Source organism: Bacillus sp. FSL P4-0290, from assembly GCF_037975435.1.
Lineage (GTDB): Bacteria > Bacillota > Bacilli > Bacillales > Bacillaceae > Bacillus > Bacillus subtilis.
On record NZ_CP150253.1, the window covers coordinates 2,999,898 to 3,016,885 of the forward strand.

Here is a 16,988-nt window from a genome sequence, read left to right on the forward strand (position 1 = left end):
CAACAAGCTTTTATGAAACCTACATATTTTCTTTAATCGCATCCACCGTCTGCTTATCGCAGGCTGTTACAAGTTTGATGAGCATTTCTTTAGCAGCAGCATAATCATCAATATGAATGATAGAAGCGTTTGTATGAATATAGCGGGAACATATTCCGATAACCGCTGACGGCACACCGCTGTTCGAAATATGAACCTTGCCTGCGTCTGTTCCCCCGCCGGATACAAAATATTGATATGGAATATCATGCGTTTCAGCCATATCAAGAACGAATTCCCTCATTCCGCGATGCATGACTGTCGTTCTGTCAAGAATGCGCAGCAAAAAGCCTTTTCCAAGCTGGCCGAATTCATTTTTGTCTCCGCTCATATCGTTTGCCGGGCTGGCGTCAAGGGCGAAAAACAAGTCCGGTTTAATCATATGAGAAGCCGTCTGCGCGCCCCTTAGCCCTACTTCTTCCTGAACCGTTGCACCCGCATAGAGTGTATTCGGAAGCTCTTTACCGTGTAATTCCTTCAGAAGTTCAATGCTTAAGCCGCATCCATATCTGTTATCCCATGCTTTTGATAAAATTTTCTTTTCATTCGCCATCGTCGTAAACGGACAAACAGGCACGATCTGCTGTCCCGGTCTAATGCCGATTTTGATGGCGTCTTCCTTATCATCCGCTCCAATGTCGATCATCATGTTTTTGATATCCATCGGTCGGTTTCGCTGCGCATCTGTCAATAAATGCGGCGGTATGCTTGAAATCACACCCGGAACCGGCCCGTTATCTGTTTGAATTTCAACCCGCTGCGCAAGCAAAACCTGGCTCCACCAGCCTCCGAGCGTCTGGAATCTGAGCAGCCCGTTGTCTGTAATGGATGTCACCATGAAGCCGACTTCGTCCATGTGCCCGGCTACCATAATTCTCGGTGCGTCCTCTGCGCCTCGTCTGACTCCGAAAACACTTCCCAGTCTGTCCTGAACGATGTCATCGGCATATTTGGCTAGCTCCTGCTTCATAAAAGCACGAACCTGATGCTCATTGCCCGGCGCGCCGGGAAGCTGCGTCAGTGTTTGGAAAAGCGCTTTCGTTTCTTGATTCATGTTTTCCCCTCATTTCTATGTAGTCCTTTTATTTTATTAGAAACAATGAAGTTTTCCAAGCACCCTGACCCAATCTGCTCGATCAGCCGCGTATTGCTTAACAGGATTTGGCTGTTTCTGTATAATGAAAAGTACGATCAACCAGGAGGTGCTTTATTTTGAAATTGCGTCATCTTCTTTTAGGAGCAGGACTTGGAATTTGTACGGCTGTCGTTGTGAAACAATATGTGATGAAGCCTTATATTTCTTCAGAAAAAGCGCTTCGAATTGTAAAATCTGCTTTTAAGCAGCGGGGCCCGATTGACGGATCATGGATTTACACCCAGCCGGAGCCTTACAATATTAACGGAGAAACGGTACAGGTATACAAAACCGGCATTACACGATCAGCTTTCGGAGAATTAGAACAGTATGAAGTCATGGTGGATGCGAAAACGGGAGAAATTGTTGATGTCATTGATACGATCGCCTCTTAACACCGGACAAGCAAAAAATAGAAGCCGCTGCCCACGCAGCGGCTCTTTTTTATTATATCGCGCGAATCGGTTTGTATACCGGATACCACATCGCATCCTGCACTGCCTGTATAATGTCTTCAGGCTCTTCCGTAGCGACGCCTTCCTTCATTGCGGTTTTTGCAACTTCAACAGCAACGGTTGCCGAAACAGTGCGCAAATCTTCAACTTTTGGAAGCATCGGCGCGCCAGGCACCCCGACATTGACCATACCTGCGATTGCCCGGGCACATGCTTCAAACATGCCGTCGGTAATTAATTTTGATTTGGTAACAATCGTTCCAAGACCGAGACCAGGGAAGACAAGCGCGTTGTTTGCCTGCCCGATATGATACGTAACTCCGTTATATTCAACTGGCGGGAACGGGCTTCCTGTCGTGATCAGCGCACGGCCTTCTGTCCATTCGATTAAATCCTCCGGCTTTGCTTCAGAAAGAGTTGTCGGATTTGACATTGGCAAAATCGCCGGCCGTTTCACATGTGACGCCATTTCTTTTACAATTTCTTCAGTGAAAGCGCCGGAAACCGTAGATGTGCCGATCAGGATCGTCGGTTTCGCCTGCCGGACCACTTCAAGAAGATCAATGCCTCCGCCGTCTCCGTTCCGCTGATAATCCTTCACTTCATCAGCCGAACGGGCATACGGCTTTTGGAAATCAAGAAGCTGATCCATATCATCTGTTAACAGCCCGTTTCTGTCTATGCACCAGAAGCGCTTGTATGATTCTTCTTCACTCAGTCCCTCGCGCACCAATGCTTCCCGCAGCTGTTCGGCAATTCCGATTCCTGCCGTTCCCGCTCCGAATATAACAACTCTGTGATCTCTCAGCGGAACTTTAGACGCTTTTGCACAGGATAAGACTGCGGCCAAAGAAACAGCGCCAGTTCCTTGGATATCATCATTGAAGGTACACACTTTATCTTTATAGCGTTTCAAAATGCTTCGCGCGTTTTTCGCCCCGAAATCCTCCCAATGCAGCAATGCATTCGGAAATGTTTCTCTCGCCAGCGCAACGTAGTCGTCAATAAATTGGTCATAGCGTTCCCCGCGCACTCTGGAATGCTGGTTGCCGACATAAAGCGGGTCGTTCAAGAGGCTCTCCTGATTTGTCCCCGCATCTAAAACAACAGCCAACACTCTGCTCGGATCAATGCCTGCAGCCGCTGTATAAACCGCCAGCTTGCCAATAGAAATCGCGATTCCTCCGACGCCCCAGTCACCGATTCCTAAAATTCCTTCCGCATCAGTTGCAACAATTAAATCAATCGTATCACTTTGATCTTTATACTGTTTAAATGCTTCTTTCATACCGTCCGGGTCATCGATTGACAGATAGAGCCCTCGTGGTTTTCTGTATTCATGGCTGTATCTCTGGATTGCCGTTCCGACTGTCGGTGTGTAGACAATCGGGAGCATTTCCCCTAAATGGTCATTTAACAGGCGATAAAACAGCGTTTCATTCCGATCGTGCAGCGCCGTTAAATAGACATTTTTGCTCAAATCGTCAGGCTGTGCGGAATATTGTTCATACGCTCTTTTCGCCTGATCATCAATTGTTAATACCTTGGGCGGCAGAAAGCCTTTTAAACCAAGTTCTTTTCTTTCTTCCTCAGTAAAAGCAACACCTTTGTTCAAAAAAGGAACAGAGAGCACTTCAAGGCCTCTTAATGTTGTTTGAATGTCTCCTTCGTTTGTTACTCTGAATTGTTTCACCCTGCCTCTTCCTTTCTGAGCATAATTAGTACTAGGTTTGCATTATTAGCCGGAAAACATGCAGGGTAAACATAAAAATATGCTATCGCTTCATTCGCTTAACTGACTTTTTGATGCTTCCGTCCTCCTCCCATTGAAGGGCGCGATACTCGGCATCATGGTAAAAAATAAACCAAGCATCTTTTTCTGCTGCGAACGCCTGCCATTTCTGCTTTTGCGGGATAGAGGTCATCGGATAATCATCGTAAGCCAGCACCCATAGCGGATTGCGGTGGGCATGTGTCGGCATCAGATCTGCCATATGTACGGCAGTTTCACCCGCATCCTCGCATATCAGGACACTGTGTCCGTCGCTATGGCCTCCGGTGTGATGCATTGTAATACCCTCTGTGATCGTTAAGGTGTCTTCAAAGGTTTTGACTTGGCCAGCTACAGCCTCCCAATTTTCTTTCCAATACGTATTTTTCGACCTGATATTCGGATGGCGCATTTCGTCCCATTCAACAGCTGATGTATAAATCACTGCATTCGGAAAGACAGAGACGAGCCGTTCACCTTCATATTCCGTTAAACCGCATGCATGATCAAAATGAAGGTGTGTCATTGCGATCACATCTATATCGGCAACCGTTAATCCGAGTGCTGCTAACGATGGTTTCACATTCGACTCTTGTGTCACGCCATAGTTTCGTTTTTGTTTATCAGTCAGCTTGCCGTACCCAATTCCGGCGTCAACGATGATATTGAGCCCATCCTTTTGAATCAAAATAGGGTCTGTTCTTAGTTCAATCTGGTTTTTTTCATTGACTGGATATTTTTTAGACCAAAGCGGCTTTGGCACAACGCCGAACATGGCGCCTCCGTCCATATGCGTCACGCCTCCGTCAAGCCAGGTCAACGTGATGTTTCCAATTTTCATTGTTTCCATTTTCATCCCCCCTGTCATCATGGTAGCAAACGGCCCATAAAAAAAACAGACTCCTGTCAGAGTCTGTCTTTACGTTCTCCATTCAACCTCAGCCCGATAGATCGGCTGGCCGAGTGCAGAGAATTTTTCTTCATATTCTGTCATAATATTGCCTTCCAGATTGCTGTTATGCAAATCGAGACTGACGTATGTCAGCAGGAGGCCGTACTCAGAGAAGCTCTTCAAAGAGTACTCAAATAAACCTCGGTTGTCCGTTTTAAAATGAATCGATCCGCCTTTGCCCATTACTTCTTCATATTTTTTGAGGAAGTGGGAATATGTCAGGCGGCGTTTTTCATGCCGTTTCTTCGGCCAAGGATCAGAAAAGTTCAAGTAGACCCGTTTCACTTCCCCCGGCTCAAACACATCCGTCAGCGTGTCCGCATCTATATTCAGAAGCTTTACATTCTGCGCTTCGCTGTCTTTTACTTTTTGGACGGCTGTCACGATGACGCTTTTAAATAACTCAATACCAATATAATTGATGTCGGGATTTTGTTTGGCCATACCAGAAATAAATTGGCCTTTTCCTGTACCAACCTCGATATGGATCGGATTGTCGTTACCAAACACTGTGTTCCATTTCCCTTTATAATCAGCAGGATTGCTGATGGCAATATCTGCGTTTTCAGCCAAAAAGTCATCAGCCCAAGGCTTGTGGCGCATTCTCATATGATTGACACCTCTATCTATTATTTCGACTAACAACATACCATGAATTAAAAAGACCCGCAAGCTCGTTTTTCCAGTGTATCTCTCTTAAGGCCGAGCGCATAAAAAAAGAGGGTCCCGTCTGCTGGAACACTCCTTTCCCATGTATAAAAACGCTCTGTTTTGAACAATTTAACCCGTATGATACTGAAGGGATGTGTACCGTTATGGGTTTACATTATGAGCATCAAGTTCATTTATTGAAGGATATATTGACTGACCATCAATTGGACTGCTGCGGAACAGTCGCAGAGTACGAGCAGCTTGAGCGTGTGATTAAATCACTGATGGCAAACACCGAGCTTGATTCAAATTTCAAAAACGTGCTTGAAGATGTTTACCGCTACAGCCAATCAGGAATATCGTCCAAATCCATCGACTCACACATACAAGAGCATCAGAACAGCCTGTCTCAATGGGTAGAGCAAATGGATTCGTATTCCTGATTAATCAACAATTCGTTTCATGAGGATATGCAGCTCTTCCATTGCATCATGAAATTCCTTATCATTGCCTTTTGCTTTATGCCAGGCAATGAAAGTAATTGTTTCAGATAACACATACCAAGCCATTCGCAACCGAAGGCTTTCTGTCAGCTCTATGCCGTACATGCTCAGCCAGCTCTCCCAAGCTGGCTTTTCGACGTAGTGGTACAGCAAAGGCCCGAGGTCCATCGCCGGATCAGCGATCATGGCGCCGTCCCAGTCAATTAAATACAGCTGGTTGTCTTCAGACAATAGCCAGTTATTATGATTGACATCACAATGGCAAACGACTTTCTCACCGAAATGCACTTCATGCAGGTGTTCTTCCAAATACTTGATCCCTTCTTGAATCAGCGGCGAAGATTGCTGCACAGCAAATACAGCCTGCTTCAGCTGAGACAAAAGAGCCCCCGGGTTCAGCGGTTCTTTTCCAAGTCTCTTCAGCATGTCCAGCAAGGCTTTTGATGTGTGTATTTTACGAAGCAATTCAGCAACGGGCCGTCCGCTCATGTCTTTAGGCTTCAGCTCTCTGCCGGTCATCCAGTGCTGGGCCGTAATGACGTCCCCATTTTCCATCCGTTTTGTCCAAACCAGCTTCGGAACAATGCCTTCGGCGGATAAAACAGCTAAAAAAGGTGAGCTATTACGTTTTAAAAAAAGCTGCTGCCCGTTATGTTTCGCATAATATGCATCTCCTGTAGCTCCTCCGGCGGGGAAGATCTCCCAATCGCTACCTAGTAATTGTCCCAACCAGTTCATATCAATGTTCAACCCATCATTTCTTAAAATATTTTAGAATTAAGGCTAATCGTCTCTAGTCTATCCAGCGAATGCCTTTTTCGTACGAATCGTATAAAAATAAAAAAGACAGCTATTGAGAGTCTCATATGCTAATCAATAGCCGTCCTTTAAATTTTAGCGCTATAGCACAAACTTCGTCAAGCAAAACTCTTAATATCTGATGCTAAATATAAGATAACCGTTCCGATGCCGTTTACTGCAACCGTTTTCTTGATTTCTGCCGGGTCTTCCTGAAATCCTGATGGATCACATAAAAGCCGATAAGGTATGTCGTTTGGCAGCCTCCACTCGACGGAGTCTGGACTCGCGTGATGGATAACAATGATATCTTTCCATTGGTCAACCTCGTCAAGATCATAAAGCCTGTATGCGATAAGGTGTTCTTTTAGCGTCAAGCATTCAAGATGGCGCCGGATGTCTGCAGCGGACCTAAGACGGAATGCAGGATGCGCTTTTCTCAGCGAGATCAGCCTGCGGATATAGTGAACATCTTCTTTGAATGTTTCACGGCGATCCCAGTCGAGCTGGTTGATGCTGTCACTGGATTGATAGCTGTTTTCCACTCCCTGCTTCGTCCGGAAAAATTCCTGGCCGCTGTGAATAAACGGCACCCCTTGGGCAAGCAAAATAATCGCGGCTGCAAGCCTTTGCCTGCTTCGCTTTCGGCTGTCATTTTCTTGAGGAAGCGCAAAGCTCATTTTATCCCAAAAGGTGTGATTGTCGTGTGATTCGACATAATTGATGGACTGGCTTGGTTCCGGAACAATCGGTGCTAATGCCTTCCATCCGGAAGACCCGGCAATTCCATGCATCACAGCTTGTGCTGATTCACCGCTGCCGAGCGCAAACCCTGCTGCCTTAAGGTGAAAGGTGTTCCCTTTTACAGCGTCACGAAACATATCATTAAAAAAGCCGATGCCCGGCATTCTTGGCGCGTTCGCCAAAGCAGCTTTCTGTTCATGCGGCAGCGGTGTAGCCAGATCCCACCCTTCTCCAAAAAGCAGGATTCCGGGCTTTGCCTTAGTTGCTTTCTCTTTCATATAAAGCACGGTGTCAATATCTAAAATCCCGAGGAGATCAAAGCGGAAGCCGTCAACATTGTATTCTTCAAGCCAATAGACCACGCAATCCGCAATGAATTTTCTTGCCATCCTTCTTTCTGATGCAATATCATTGCCAACGCCGGTGCCGTTTGATGGCATCCCACATTCGTCGTGCCGGAAAAAATAACCGGGCACTGTCTTTTCAAAGGGGGAATTCTCCCTCTTATACACATGGTTAAAAACAACATCCAGAATGACTCGCAGACCGTGCTGATGCAGGGTATTGATCATTTGTTTCAGCTCTGTTTTTCTCGTTTGAGGATCATGAGGATTTGAGGCATAGCTTCCCTCCGGGGCAAAGAAATGAAGCGGGTTATATCCCCAATTGTATGCATCAAGCGGCTTCTCTTCATCAACTCCGGCAAAATCATTCACCGGCAGAAGCTCCACATGTGTCACACCAAGCTCTTTTACATACGTCAGTCCCGAAGAACTGCCATTTGCGGTTTGTGTATCAGTTTCCTTTAATGCTAAGTATTTTCCCTTGTTTATCATGCCGCTGTTTTCATGGATGGAGAAGTCGCGAAGGTGCGTCTCATAGATGACGGCATCCACAGGGTGTGAGAATGGTTTAAGAGGAGCAGTCCATTTCATTTGATCCGGGCGCAAGACGACGCCCTTCTCTCCATTTACAGTCACAGCCTTGGCATACGGGTCAACTGTTTCCATCCATTCTAAATTGTTGCAGATGCAAAACAAATACTCATACCCGTGAAGGTCACCCGTGACCGTAACAGCATAGACACCCTTTTCCAAGCGATTCATTTGGAATGTGCGCCCGCTTTTATTGGGGTGTGAAAGCTTGACAGCAGCTGAGGTTGCAGCAGGCGCCCATACTTTAAATACGGTATGATCCGCGGTATAAACGGCGCCCAGCTCTCCGTCATAATAAAATTCGTCATCAAACGCAGCCGTCCGGATGACAGCGCCAATTTGGAGATCCGTTTTGTGGCCGCTGGATGCTCTGACGCAATGGATTTTTCCAAATGTCACAGGATGGTCGGATACGCAGACGTACTTGTATTTTGCTTCAAGGGAGTATTCCTCCCTGACAGCCAGAGGAAAAACTGTTGTTTCTGTCTCAAGCCGAAACGGCGGTGTCATGATTTCCTTTTGTTCAGCAGGAATCAGAACAGTAATGATATTCATATCATCGACATACGCTTCGAAGCTGCGGCGGATGCTGACCATCGGAAGCTCTCTCCTCCAAACACGTTTATGTTTTGATCCTTAGGGGTGAAGGACTAGATGCCAGACGAAACGGGGTAGTGCCCATGATTTCTCCGTCAGCATGGAACGGGATTTTGTCCTTCGTGTAAAATGTAATGTCCTTCGCTTTAAACATCGTAACGCCATCCATCTTTGTATGTTTTCCAAATGCCATGAGACATAAAAGCCAATATTTTTTCAAAAACGGCTGGTTTTCAACGATTACGATATCAAATGTCTTCTCGCGCGGATTTGCTAGGGGCGCCGCCTTCATGCCTCCCCCGTAAAACGGATGGTTGGATACAACGGCAAACCAGACATCATGAAATTCGCGCGTCTCGTCTTCCGTCGTACAAGCTAACGTAAACGGCTTAAAGGTTGCCGAAGCGTGCAAATGAGAAAGCGGATACACAAGAAATCGAAGGCGGAGAAAAAGAAAAACCCGTCTCAACGGAAATTCCATCGCCTTTTTATTGACATATGCGTCAAACCCGATCCCGATGTGATTCATAAAATAAAGAATCTGTGATTTATCCTGAAGGAAATTGACGCTCCCTAAATGAAAGGTTCTTGTTAACGGGCGCTTTACCTTCTTGATTTCCTGTATCAGATCGATTTTTTTAATAGAGAACCCTCGCGAAAAATCATTATACGCGCCCGCCGGCACAAAGCTCAGCTCAATATCGTCAACATCTTTCAGCCCGTTGACAACTTCATGCATGGTTCCGTCTCCGCCAATGACGATCAGGCGCTTCAGCTTATATTCCTGTATCGTTGAAATCTGTCTGGCGAGCACCTCGGCGTGTCCCGGATGTTCAGTTAAAAATGAACGGTGCTCAACCTTTCGTTTGATCAATTCTTTTTGAATGGACTTCCAAACACGCAGGCCGTTTCGATGTCCTGCTGTCGGATTAATAATAAAAAACCAATGGCTCATCTTTCTCACCTGCTTATGTTATGAGAAAACCGCTCAAATCGTTCTCTTTTACTCCAGCCACTCCTGTCTGCGATAGGAGTCAGACATGCAGTAAGACAATAGAGCCTTTGCAGCCTTTACCTGATGATGTTTGATCGGAGCAGTGTTTTTCTTCTGCCGCTCAATCCATTCTTCCGCGCTCCGCTTATCCGCTATTTCTAAGCCGTATGGCGGCTCCGGGTAATCGATGTACGACGTTCTGCTCAGAAGCAATTTTCGAACCGGAATCTCAGCCTGTTTTTCCTTTACGATCTTTGACACAACCGAGTCCGTACGAAACAGGCTAAGCCCTGGATTTAACACTGATGCAGTCTGAGAGGCTGTTTTCTTGTCCCAAAAACGATTTTTAGACCCTATGTAGACACTGTCTTCCTCAGCCTCTAAAAAAGAAACGCAATAAATTTCCAGAGGAGAAATAATCACAATGCTTAATTCAACCGCCGCCTGCTGAATTTTCAGCACAGGCTTATACATAATAAAATAAGAATCAGGCAGCTGCTGGGTCAGATAACGCAAAATGCGGTCCTGCTTCACTTGGTTTGAGAGTTGAGATATTTCTGAAAGAGTAGAGCTTGCCCATTTGAGCTGAAAATCATATAAATGCCTTTTATAAAAAGAAGCAAGCGCCACCCTGCTCTTCGGGAGCCTTACATGAATATCTTCTTCGTCCTCAAACCATTGGTGTCTCTCTTCTTGTATATCGGCTTTTATCTCTTCTTTTCTTCTTTTCAATGAAAATTTTTTTCGTTTCTGCACCGGTTCCGGTTCTTCAGCACTGGCTTGCCTTTCTTCATGCTGGCGCTCCGCTGCTTCTACTAGTGAAAGCCAGCGCTCTTTTTTCAGACGTACAAACTGGTTGATATAATGGTACGGATCAAGCTCATATCTCGATATATAATCATGAATTTTGATGATTTGTGCCATGTTTGTTTCTCCACTCCGCAATGAATTAAGATAATTGAAATTTGAATATTTCCTCGTATTTTGGTGATTGGTTCAAGTGTATTTGAAAGAGCGAAAATCGTTCAGCCATCATCGAAACCTCGCCGCTTTCAAACGGAACATGAGCTGGAAATCCATTTTCGCCTGTCCATTTTCTTGCCAGCGTCATATGAGGATGATACGGTCTTTTTTCCACTTGAAAGCCGGCCTGAAGGACAGCCTGCTTCGTATGTTCCCGCAGTCTATCAAGCGTTTTGTTTTTCTTTGGCTCCAGATGTAAAACGCGCGGCCTTCTGCGGTCGCCGAATACATCTATCTTGTCAAACTCAATTGAAAATGGGTCAATTTCTGAAGCAATCTCTGCTAGCGAACCTTCAAGCTTCTTTATTTGTGTCTCATCCGCCGCTCCGAGAAAAATTAACGTGATATGATAGTCAAGCGGGTGCACCCATTTTTGAAACGTCAATACCGGTTCGTTTTTCGCAGCCTGGTAGATCGGATTTGCAATTCCCTCAGGTATGGGAACGCCGATGAAATAATGAGGCCGTATATCTGGCATCCGTCTGACACTCCCTTCTTTGACAGCTATTATTTTATCAATAAAGAGGCTGTGCGGATAGAGGAACAGTGTATGAAAACACTCTCGCACAAACGTTTATTATGTTAGGATATTATATGACACTTGTTTTATTCAGAAAGGAATGACAATGTTGAAAATCGTTGCAAACACAGCTGATCTGATAGGAGATACACCGCTAGTGAGATTGAATCGGCTTCAGCCGGAAAATGCGGCACAAGTCTATTTAAAGCTTGAATTTTTCAATCCGAGCGGCAGTGTGAAAGACAGAGCCGCTTATCAAATGATCATAGAAGCTGAACAAAACGGTTTACTCAAGCCGGGATCAGTTATTATAGAGCCGACAAGCGGAAATACCGGAATCGGGCTCGCCATGAATGCGGCAGCACGCGGATATAAAGCAATTTTAGTTATGCCTGATACAATGACGAAGGAACGGATCAACCTGCTTAAAGCTTACGGCGCAGAGGTTGTATTAACTCCCGGAGAGGAAAGAATGCCGGGCAGCATCAAAAAAGCGAAGGAGCTTGCCGAACAAATTCCGAACAGCTATATTCCAATGCAGTTCGATAACACTGCCAATCCTGATGCGCACCGGAAAACAACAGCGCCTGAAATCGCCCGGGCAATAGAGGAAATCGGAAAACCGCTCGGCGCTTTTGTAGCCTCCTCTGGAACGGGCGGAACCATTACCGGAACAGGTGAGGCGCTCAAAGAGCTTTTTCCGGATATCACGGTCCATGTTGTTGAGCCAGCGGGTTCGCCTGTATTATCCGGCGGAAAACCTGGCGCTCATAAACTTGTAGGAACGAGCCCAGGCTTTATACCGCCGATTTTAAATGAAGACGTTTATGATGAAATTATCAAAATCTCTGATGAAGACGCGTATACGACGACAAGACGGCTTGCTGCTGAAGAAGGAATTCTTGTCGGTCCTTCATCAGGCGCTGCCTGCTTCGCGGCAATCGAAACAGCGAAACGCCTCTCTCCTGACAAAGTTGTGGTCTGCATGACAGCTGATACAGGAGAACGGTACTTATCAACTGATTTATGGTCATTTATTTAAAAAAAGGACTGGCTTCAGCAGAAGCCGGTCCTTTTATTTTGCAAGCTCGTAAATGGCCTGAGCATATAACGCTGTCGATCTCAGCAGGTCATCAATTTCGATATATTCATCCTTTTGGTGTGCGCTGTCAGGGCGTCCGGGGAACAGCGGGCCGAACGCGACACCGGCTTTTAAGGACCTCGCATATGTCCCCCCGCCGATTGAGATTAAGTCAGCTTTTTTACCCAGCTGGCCTTCATAAACCTTTTGCAGGGTTTTGACTAACGGATGATCTGCGGACACGTGATGCGGCTTGCTGTCTTTGAATTCTCCCAGCTCAAATTCTGATGCACTTTCGAATGCATCGCGGATCACTTTGCTTTCCGCTGTCACAGGATAGCGGATATTGATCCCGAGCTCGCCTCCCTGCCCTTCTTTATAGCGCAGTGTTCCGACATTTAATGTCAGCTCACCGCTGATTTCATCCCCACAGTCGATGTCCAGTTTTTTTCCTCTTGTATCACCTGAGAACTTATCTGTCACAACTTGCACAAACCGCTTTCCTGCATCGTCAAGCTCAGTCTGCTGGAGAAATTCGCACAATAAAATGCCGGCATTGATCCCATTGTTCGGTTCCATTGCATGGCAGGAAAGACCGTACATACGCAAAATGAGCTGTCTGTTCTCTATTGCAGCTTCCCCTTTTTGATCCGTCGTGCGGAGCATGTCTTTAAATGAAGACAGAATCTCTTCATTTTTCGGCCCTTCAATGACAGCTTCCGCAGCGTCGGGCACCATGTTTAAGCGAAGGCCTGATTGAAACGAGACAAGCACTGCCTTTGGTTCTGCTTGATTTGGGCGGTGCGGAATAAGTAAAGAAGCATCGATGATCCCTTTTTCCGCATTAATGATTGGAAAATCGGCGTCAGGCGCAAAGCCCATTGTTGGCATTTCTTCATGCTTGAAATAATGCTCTACGCATCTCCAATCGCTTTCTTCATCTGTTCCGATAATCATTCTGACTCGCTTGGACAGGGGCAAATTCATGTCTTTCACGATTTTCAGCGCGTAGAATGCCGCCATTGTCGGGCCTTTGTCATCAATGGCGCCCCTTGCATAAATCCGTCCGTTGCGGATTTCAGCTGAAAATGGATCACTCGTCCACCCATCTCCCGGCGGCACGACGTCAACATGGCAAAGTACGCCGATAATGTCATCGCCCTCCCCCCATTCAATATGACCTGCGAAGCCGTCAAGATTTTTTGTTGTAAAGCCTTCTTTTTCTCCAAGCTCCAGCAATGAAGTCAGGCTGGCATTTACCCCTTCTCCAAACGGTTTACCGGGTCCAGCGGTTGTTTCGTCCATGACACTGTTGATTCTCAAAAATTCCTGCGTATCACGAATTAAATCCTCTTTTTTTCTGATCACTTCAACTTCCCAGTTCATAATGATCCCCTTTCCGCAAGAAATGACTTGCAAAAACCAAATAAAACGAATAATATTAATGGTGTTTTGTTAAAACGTTCGTAATTGGAGGATACTATGTTTCATCTAAAAGAGCAGCAAACATCCATAAAGCAAGAAATCATAGCAGGGCTGACGACCTTTTTCACAATGGTCTATATCGTCGTGGTCAATCCGGTCATTCTGGCTAACGCCGGGGTTCCTTTCGACCAGGTGTTCACCGCAACGATTATTGCCTCCATTGTCGGAACGCTGTGGATGGCCCTGGCAGCAAATTATCCGATTGCTATTGCGCCCGGCATGGGCTTGAACGCTTATTTAGCCTTTCATGTCGTAAGCGCAAGCGATGGCGGCATCACGTACGCAACAGCTTTCAGCGCAGTATTTACAGCAGGGGTTCTCTTCATTATTCTATCGTTAACGCCTTTAAGAAAACAACTTATAGAAGCGATTCCAAACAATTTAAAATACGGGATCACAACAGGGATCGGGCTGTTTATTGCTTTTATCGGTTTGCGTCAAGCGGGCATTGTGGCAGCTGATGAGTCAAACCTGGTCACTCTCGGCAATCTGCATTCACCTGGTGTTATCTTAACGCTGGTTGGCCTTTTGATCAGCGTGGTCCTGATGGTGCTGAATGTAAGCGGCGCTTTATTTATCGGAATGGCAGCTACCGCTTTAATCGCCTTTTTCACCGGTCAGCTCCATTTTCCAAAGGGATTTATGTCGCTTCCTCATTTGCCGGAAGGATTGATGATCTCAAATCCATTTACCGCTTTTGGCGATGTCATTCATCACGGCCTGTACGCTGTCGTCTTTTCTTTTCTATTAGTCACCATTTTTGATACGACAGGCACGATGATCGGAGTTGCCGAGCAAGCCGGGCTGATGAAGAACAACAAGCTGCCGAACGTGCGAAAAGCGCTGCTTGCTGATTCAACCGCGACGACAGTAGGAGCTGTTTTCGGCACAAGTCCGACGACTGCATTTATCGAGTCTTCCGCCGGTGTCGCAGCCGGGGGAAGAACGGGGCTTACGGCTTTGACTGTGGCTGTGATGTTTGCGGCTTCAATGTTTTTCAGTCCGCTTGTCAGCGCCTTGTCCGGTATAGCCGCCATCACCTCGCCTGCTTTGATTATCGTCGGCAGCCTGATGATGGGCTCAGTTTCCAATATGAACTGGAAAGAGATGGACGAGGCATTTCCTGCGTTTCTCGTCATTCTAGCCATGCCTTTGACATCCAGCATTTCTACAGGAATTGCGCTTGGCTTTATTTCATATCCGATCGTAAAAGCGGCGCGGGGAAAATGGAGAGAGATTCATCCGCTCGTCATCGTTTTCGCCATTCTGTTTTTCATCCAGCTGTTTATTTTATAATGCATACAGAAAAACCCAAACGTCGCCGTTTGGGTTTTTTTATGTAAACAATAAAGAGACAGCGGCCGCTAAAAAACAACAGGCGGCAAACGCATAGTGCAGGATGTTGATACAGCTTTTTCTGGCCCGATAATATTCATCACTTTCCTTATCGGTGCCAATTAAAAAAGGGGCATCCATGACCTTGTCAAAAATAAGCGTCAGGATATAACGGCAAACCCCTGTATATACCAGCAGCGCAATCACCTTCAGCCAAATTGGGGAAACAAATATGAGAACGGTGAAAGCTGACAATAGCATGTACATCTGCCTCGCATACTCGCCATTCCTCAGCATGACTTTAAAAAACAATTCCTTATAGCCTGTGCAGATCGTTCGCCTTTTAAATATCCTTTTTGAATTTCGGTATAATAACGGTTTTCTTCTCATCCTGTCTTTTACTTTTGGCATTCCCGCCTCCTGACTCATCATCATCACAAGTCCTGCAAGGGCAAGCCTGCTTTTTTTCTCTTCAGTCACCTCAGCTTCAAAAGCCGTGAACGAAGCCGTCTTTTTCAAACTGCGGATAACTGAGAAAAGCAAAAATAAAATGCCAAAAAGCGCAATCAAATGCCGCTCAGTAAAAACAATCAGGATAGCAGAACCAGTAAAAAGAATAGCTCTGACAAGGATATCGCCAATCCATCTCGAAATAGAGCGCGGCTTTCTGATCCTGTCTTGCTTTAAGGATAAAAAGAATATATGAAGGCCAAACAAATAACACAATAGAGCAGTGCTTTCTGCGAATGTGATGTGAACAGAATGACTGATAAGGGGAAGGACAATAAAAAAGAGAAGCAGCCATTTAGCCAGCGTGACCAGAAAAGAATACAAAAGCGCGTACCGTTTGAGCTGATAGATGATTTCCTTCTTTTGCAGCAAAAACACTTTGTCCGCTTCCATTAAAAATGTACGAATCGAGCCTGTAAACATGATCAGCCCACACACAGCGTACAGCCATCTCCACTCCGCCACTTCAGACCACTCATAAAGAAGACCTCTTCCATTCATCAAATCAATATACTGATAGATGACAAAAGCAATCGCCGGCAAAACAATATAGAGAGCGACTGTCCAGTCAATGACCGCATGCAACACTTTAAACTGATACTTGTAATAGTCAAACAGCCTTCGAAAAAAGAGCGTACGCCCGTTCATGGCCGATCACCTTGAACTGCCTTATAAAAACAGTCAAGCAATGACTGCCCCTCTAATCCGGTCTTGTCCTGAATATCTTTTAACGTGCCTTGGAGAAATAATGAACCTTTCTCAATCATATAAAACCGGTCACAGATTTTTTCCGCGGTATCGAGTACATGCGTGCACATAAGAATTCCGGCTCCGCGTTCTTTTTCAGCCTTAAGCATGTCCACAAAGCGTTTGGTCGATATCGGATCAAGGCCGATAAACGGTTCATCAATCACATACATATCCGGCTTAGAGAGAAAGGCCTGGATAAGCATTAGTTTTTGCTGCATGCCTTTTGAAAAGGTGACAGGCAGCTCATGTTTAACCTGATCAAGCGAAAACGTCTGCAGCAGGCTTTGGGCCCGATGCGCAAATTCACTCTCTTCAATGCCGTGGAGTGTGCTGATCAGATCCAAATGCTCCCACAGCGTCAGTTCTTCGTAAAAGGACGGATACTCCGGAATATATGCAAATGAACAGTCGTTCCAGGCAATATGCCCTTTAAAATCTTCTGAAAGGCCGAGTATCGCCTTGATTGCGGTGCTTTTTCCGGCGCCGTTAGCTCCGATCAGTCCAACTAGTTCCCCTTTTCTGACTTCCAGAAAAACATCGGTGAGCACTTTTTTTCGGCTTGTATACCCGGCCTGTTCTATTGAAGCTTCAAGCAAATTTGTCAAAACTCTCCCACCTCCAAAATTTACTACGAAACAGAATAAAAAAAGTTTCTTTAACCATAATAATATTGAGCCGAAATACATAGTAATCCAACAAGGATGGCTGCC

At 45.7% G+C, this 16,988-nt stretch carries 16 protein-coding genes; 4 read left to right on the forward strand and 12 right to left on the reverse strand.

All coding sequences use genetic code 11. The annotated features are described in order from the left end of the window. Window positions 1-19: 19 nt before the first annotated feature. A complete protein-coding gene (locus MKY10_RS15770) occupies window positions 20-1,093 on the reverse strand; it encodes a M42 family metallopeptidase (RefSeq protein WP_015251442.1) in 1,074 nt (357 codons plus the stop codon). A gap of 158 nt (window positions 1,094-1,251) precedes the next feature. Here MKY10_RS15770 and MKY10_RS15775 point away from each other — a divergent pair, with 158 nt between their 5' ends. Further along, window positions 1,252-1,569 carry a PepSY domain-containing protein gene (locus tag MKY10_RS15775; RefSeq protein ID WP_014477682.1) on the forward strand — a complete coding sequence of 106 codons (318 nt, stop codon included), beginning with the start codon at window positions 1,252-1,254 and terminating at the stop codon, window positions 1,567-1,569. Window positions 1,570-1,621: 52 nt separating this feature from the next. Here MKY10_RS15775 and MKY10_RS15780 read toward each other — a convergent pair whose 3' ends face one another. The 3 genes from MKY10_RS15780 to trmB form a co-directional block, all read right to left on the reverse strand. Next, a complete protein-coding gene (locus MKY10_RS15780; protein ID WP_003229258.1) occupies window positions 1,622-3,322 on the reverse strand; it encodes an NAD-dependent malic enzyme in 1,701 nt (566 codons plus the stop codon). Between the two features lie 82 nt (window positions 3,323-3,404). Beyond that, a complete protein-coding gene (locus tag MKY10_RS15785; protein WP_038427838.1) occupies window positions 3,405-4,250 on the reverse strand; it encodes an MBL fold metallo-hydrolase in 846 nt (281 codons plus the stop codon). A gap of 69 nt (window positions 4,251-4,319) precedes the next feature. Further along, window positions 4,320-4,961, reverse strand: coding sequence for a tRNA (guanosine(46)-N7)-methyltransferase TrmB (trmB, locus tag MKY10_RS15790; RefSeq protein ID WP_004398646.1), 642 nt, complete (start codon window positions 4,959-4,961; stop codon window positions 4,320-4,322). A 206-nt stretch (window positions 4,962-5,167) separates the two neighbouring features. Here trmB and MKY10_RS15795 point away from each other — a divergent pair, with 206 nt between their 5' ends. After that, on the forward strand, window positions 5,168-5,446 hold the full coding sequence (locus MKY10_RS15795) for a YtzH-like family protein (protein WP_003237926.1): 279 nt from the start codon (window positions 5,168-5,170) through the stop codon (window positions 5,444-5,446). Here the strand turns inward: MKY10_RS15795 and MKY10_RS15800 are convergent, their stop codons facing one another. The 5 genes from MKY10_RS15800 to thpR form a co-directional block, all read right to left on the reverse strand. Then, window positions 5,447-6,244 (reverse strand): phosphotransferase family protein, encoded by a 798-nt coding sequence (locus tag MKY10_RS15800; protein ID WP_009967993.1) that lies wholly within the window; start codon window positions 6,242-6,244, stop codon window positions 5,447-5,449. Window positions 6,245-6,423: 179 nt separating this feature from the next. Further along, the gene (gene pulA, locus MKY10_RS15805; protein WP_015251439.1) at window positions 6,424-8,580 is read right to left on the reverse strand and encodes a type I pullulanase; all 2,157 of its coding nucleotides are present in this window, start codon (window positions 8,578-8,580) and stop codon (window positions 6,424-6,426) included. A gap of 25 nt (window positions 8,581-8,605) precedes the next feature. Then, on the reverse strand, window positions 8,606-9,535 hold the full coding sequence (locus tag MKY10_RS15810; protein WP_003229243.1) for a diacylglycerol kinase family lipid kinase: 930 nt from the start codon (window positions 9,533-9,535) through the stop codon (window positions 8,606-8,608). Window positions 9,536-9,583: 48 nt separating this feature from the next. Continuing rightward, on the reverse strand, window positions 9,584-10,498 hold the full coding sequence (locus MKY10_RS15815) for a hypothetical protein (RefSeq protein WP_003229241.1): 915 nt from the start codon (window positions 10,496-10,498) through the stop codon (window positions 9,584-9,586). A 25-nt stretch (window positions 10,499-10,523) separates the two neighbouring features. Then, on the reverse strand, window positions 10,524-11,075 hold the full coding sequence (gene thpR / locus MKY10_RS15820; RefSeq protein ID WP_029726422.1) for an RNA 2',3'-cyclic phosphodiesterase: 552 nt from the start codon (window positions 11,073-11,075) through the stop codon (window positions 10,524-10,526). A gap of 148 nt (window positions 11,076-11,223) precedes the next feature. Between thpR and cysK the strand changes: the two genes are divergently transcribed. After that, the gene (cysK, locus tag MKY10_RS15825; RefSeq protein WP_003229237.1) at window positions 11,224-12,159 is read left to right on the forward strand and encodes a cysteine synthase A; all 936 of its coding nucleotides are present in this window, start codon (window positions 11,224-11,226) and stop codon (window positions 12,157-12,159) included. A gap of 33 nt (window positions 12,160-12,192) precedes the next feature. Here cysK and pepV read toward each other — a convergent pair whose 3' ends face one another. Beyond that, window positions 12,193-13,584 (reverse strand): dipeptidase PepV, encoded by a 1,392-nt coding sequence (gene pepV, locus MKY10_RS15830; protein WP_015251436.1) that lies wholly within the window; start codon window positions 13,582-13,584, stop codon window positions 12,193-12,195. A gap of 96 nt (window positions 13,585-13,680) precedes the next feature. On the opposite strand from pepV, the gene pbuO reads away from it, so the two are divergent. Further along, the gene (pbuO, locus tag MKY10_RS15835) at window positions 13,681-14,979 is read left to right on the forward strand and encodes a hypoxanthine/guanine permease PbuO (protein WP_014480583.1); all 1,299 of its coding nucleotides are present in this window, start codon (window positions 13,681-13,683) and stop codon (window positions 14,977-14,979) included. 39 nt (window positions 14,980-15,018) lie between these two features. Here pbuO and MKY10_RS15840 read toward each other — a convergent pair whose 3' ends face one another. Continuing rightward, window positions 15,019-16,176: an ABC transporter permease gene (locus tag MKY10_RS15840; protein WP_048655280.1), complete on the reverse strand. Its 1,158-nt coding sequence runs from the start codon at window positions 16,174-16,176 to the stop codon at window positions 15,019-15,021. Further along, window positions 16,173-16,883 carry an ABC transporter ATP-binding protein gene (locus tag MKY10_RS15845; RefSeq protein ID WP_015251433.1) on the reverse strand — a complete coding sequence of 237 codons (711 nt, stop codon included), beginning with the start codon at window positions 16,881-16,883 and terminating at the stop codon, window positions 16,173-16,175. The genes MKY10_RS15840 and MKY10_RS15845 overlap by 4 nt, the downstream gene beginning before the upstream one ends. Between the last annotated feature and the right edge of the window lie 105 nt (window positions 16,884-16,988).

Excerpts from the sequence above, each read along its gene's own strand:
- MKY10_RS15810 (WP_003229243.1), bottom strand. The coding sequence starts at position 9,535 with ATGAGCCATTGGTTTTTTATTATTAATCCGACAGCAGGACATCGAAAC.
- pulA (WP_015251439.1), bottom strand. The coding sequence starts at position 8,580 with ATGGTCAGCATCCGCCGCAGCTTCGAAGCGTATGTCGATGATATGAAT.
- MKY10_RS15800 (WP_009967993.1), bottom strand. The coding sequence starts at position 6,244 with ATGAACTGGTTGGGACAATTACTAGGTAGCGATTGGGAGATCTTCCCC.
- pbuO (WP_014480583.1), top strand. The coding sequence starts at position 13,681 with ATGTTTCATCTAAAAGAGCAGCAAACATCCATAAAGCAAGAAATCATA.
- cysK (WP_003229237.1), top strand. The coding sequence starts at position 11,224 with ATGTTGAAAATCGTTGCAAACACAGCTGATCTGATAGGAGATACACCG.
- pepV (WP_015251436.1), bottom strand. The coding sequence starts at position 13,584 with ATGAACTGGGAAGTTGAAGTGATCAGAAAAAAAGAGGATTTAATTCGT.
- MKY10_RS15840 (WP_048655280.1), bottom strand. The coding sequence starts at position 16,176 with ATGAACGGGCGTACGCTCTTTTTTCGAAGGCTGTTTGACTATTACAAG.
- trmB (WP_004398646.1), bottom strand. The coding sequence starts at position 4,961 with ATGAGAATGCGCCACAAGCCTTGGGCTGATGACTTTTTGGCTGAAAAC.
- thpR (WP_029726422.1), bottom strand. The coding sequence starts at position 11,075 with ATGCCAGATATACGGCCTCATTATTTCATCGGCGTTCCCATACCTGAG.
- MKY10_RS15785 (WP_038427838.1), bottom strand. The coding sequence starts at position 4,250 with ATGGAAACAATGAAAATTGGAAACATCACGTTGACCTGGCTTGACGGA.
- MKY10_RS15770 (WP_015251442.1), bottom strand. The coding sequence starts at position 1,093 with ATGAATCAAGAAACGAAAGCGCTTTTCCAAACACTGACGCAGCTTCCC.
- MKY10_RS15795 (WP_003237926.1), top strand. The coding sequence starts at position 5,168 with ATGGGTTTACATTATGAGCATCAAGTTCATTTATTGAAGGATATATTG.
- MKY10_RS15815 (WP_003229241.1), bottom strand. The coding sequence starts at position 10,498 with ATGGCACAAATCATCAAAATTCATGATTATATATCGAGATATGAGCTT.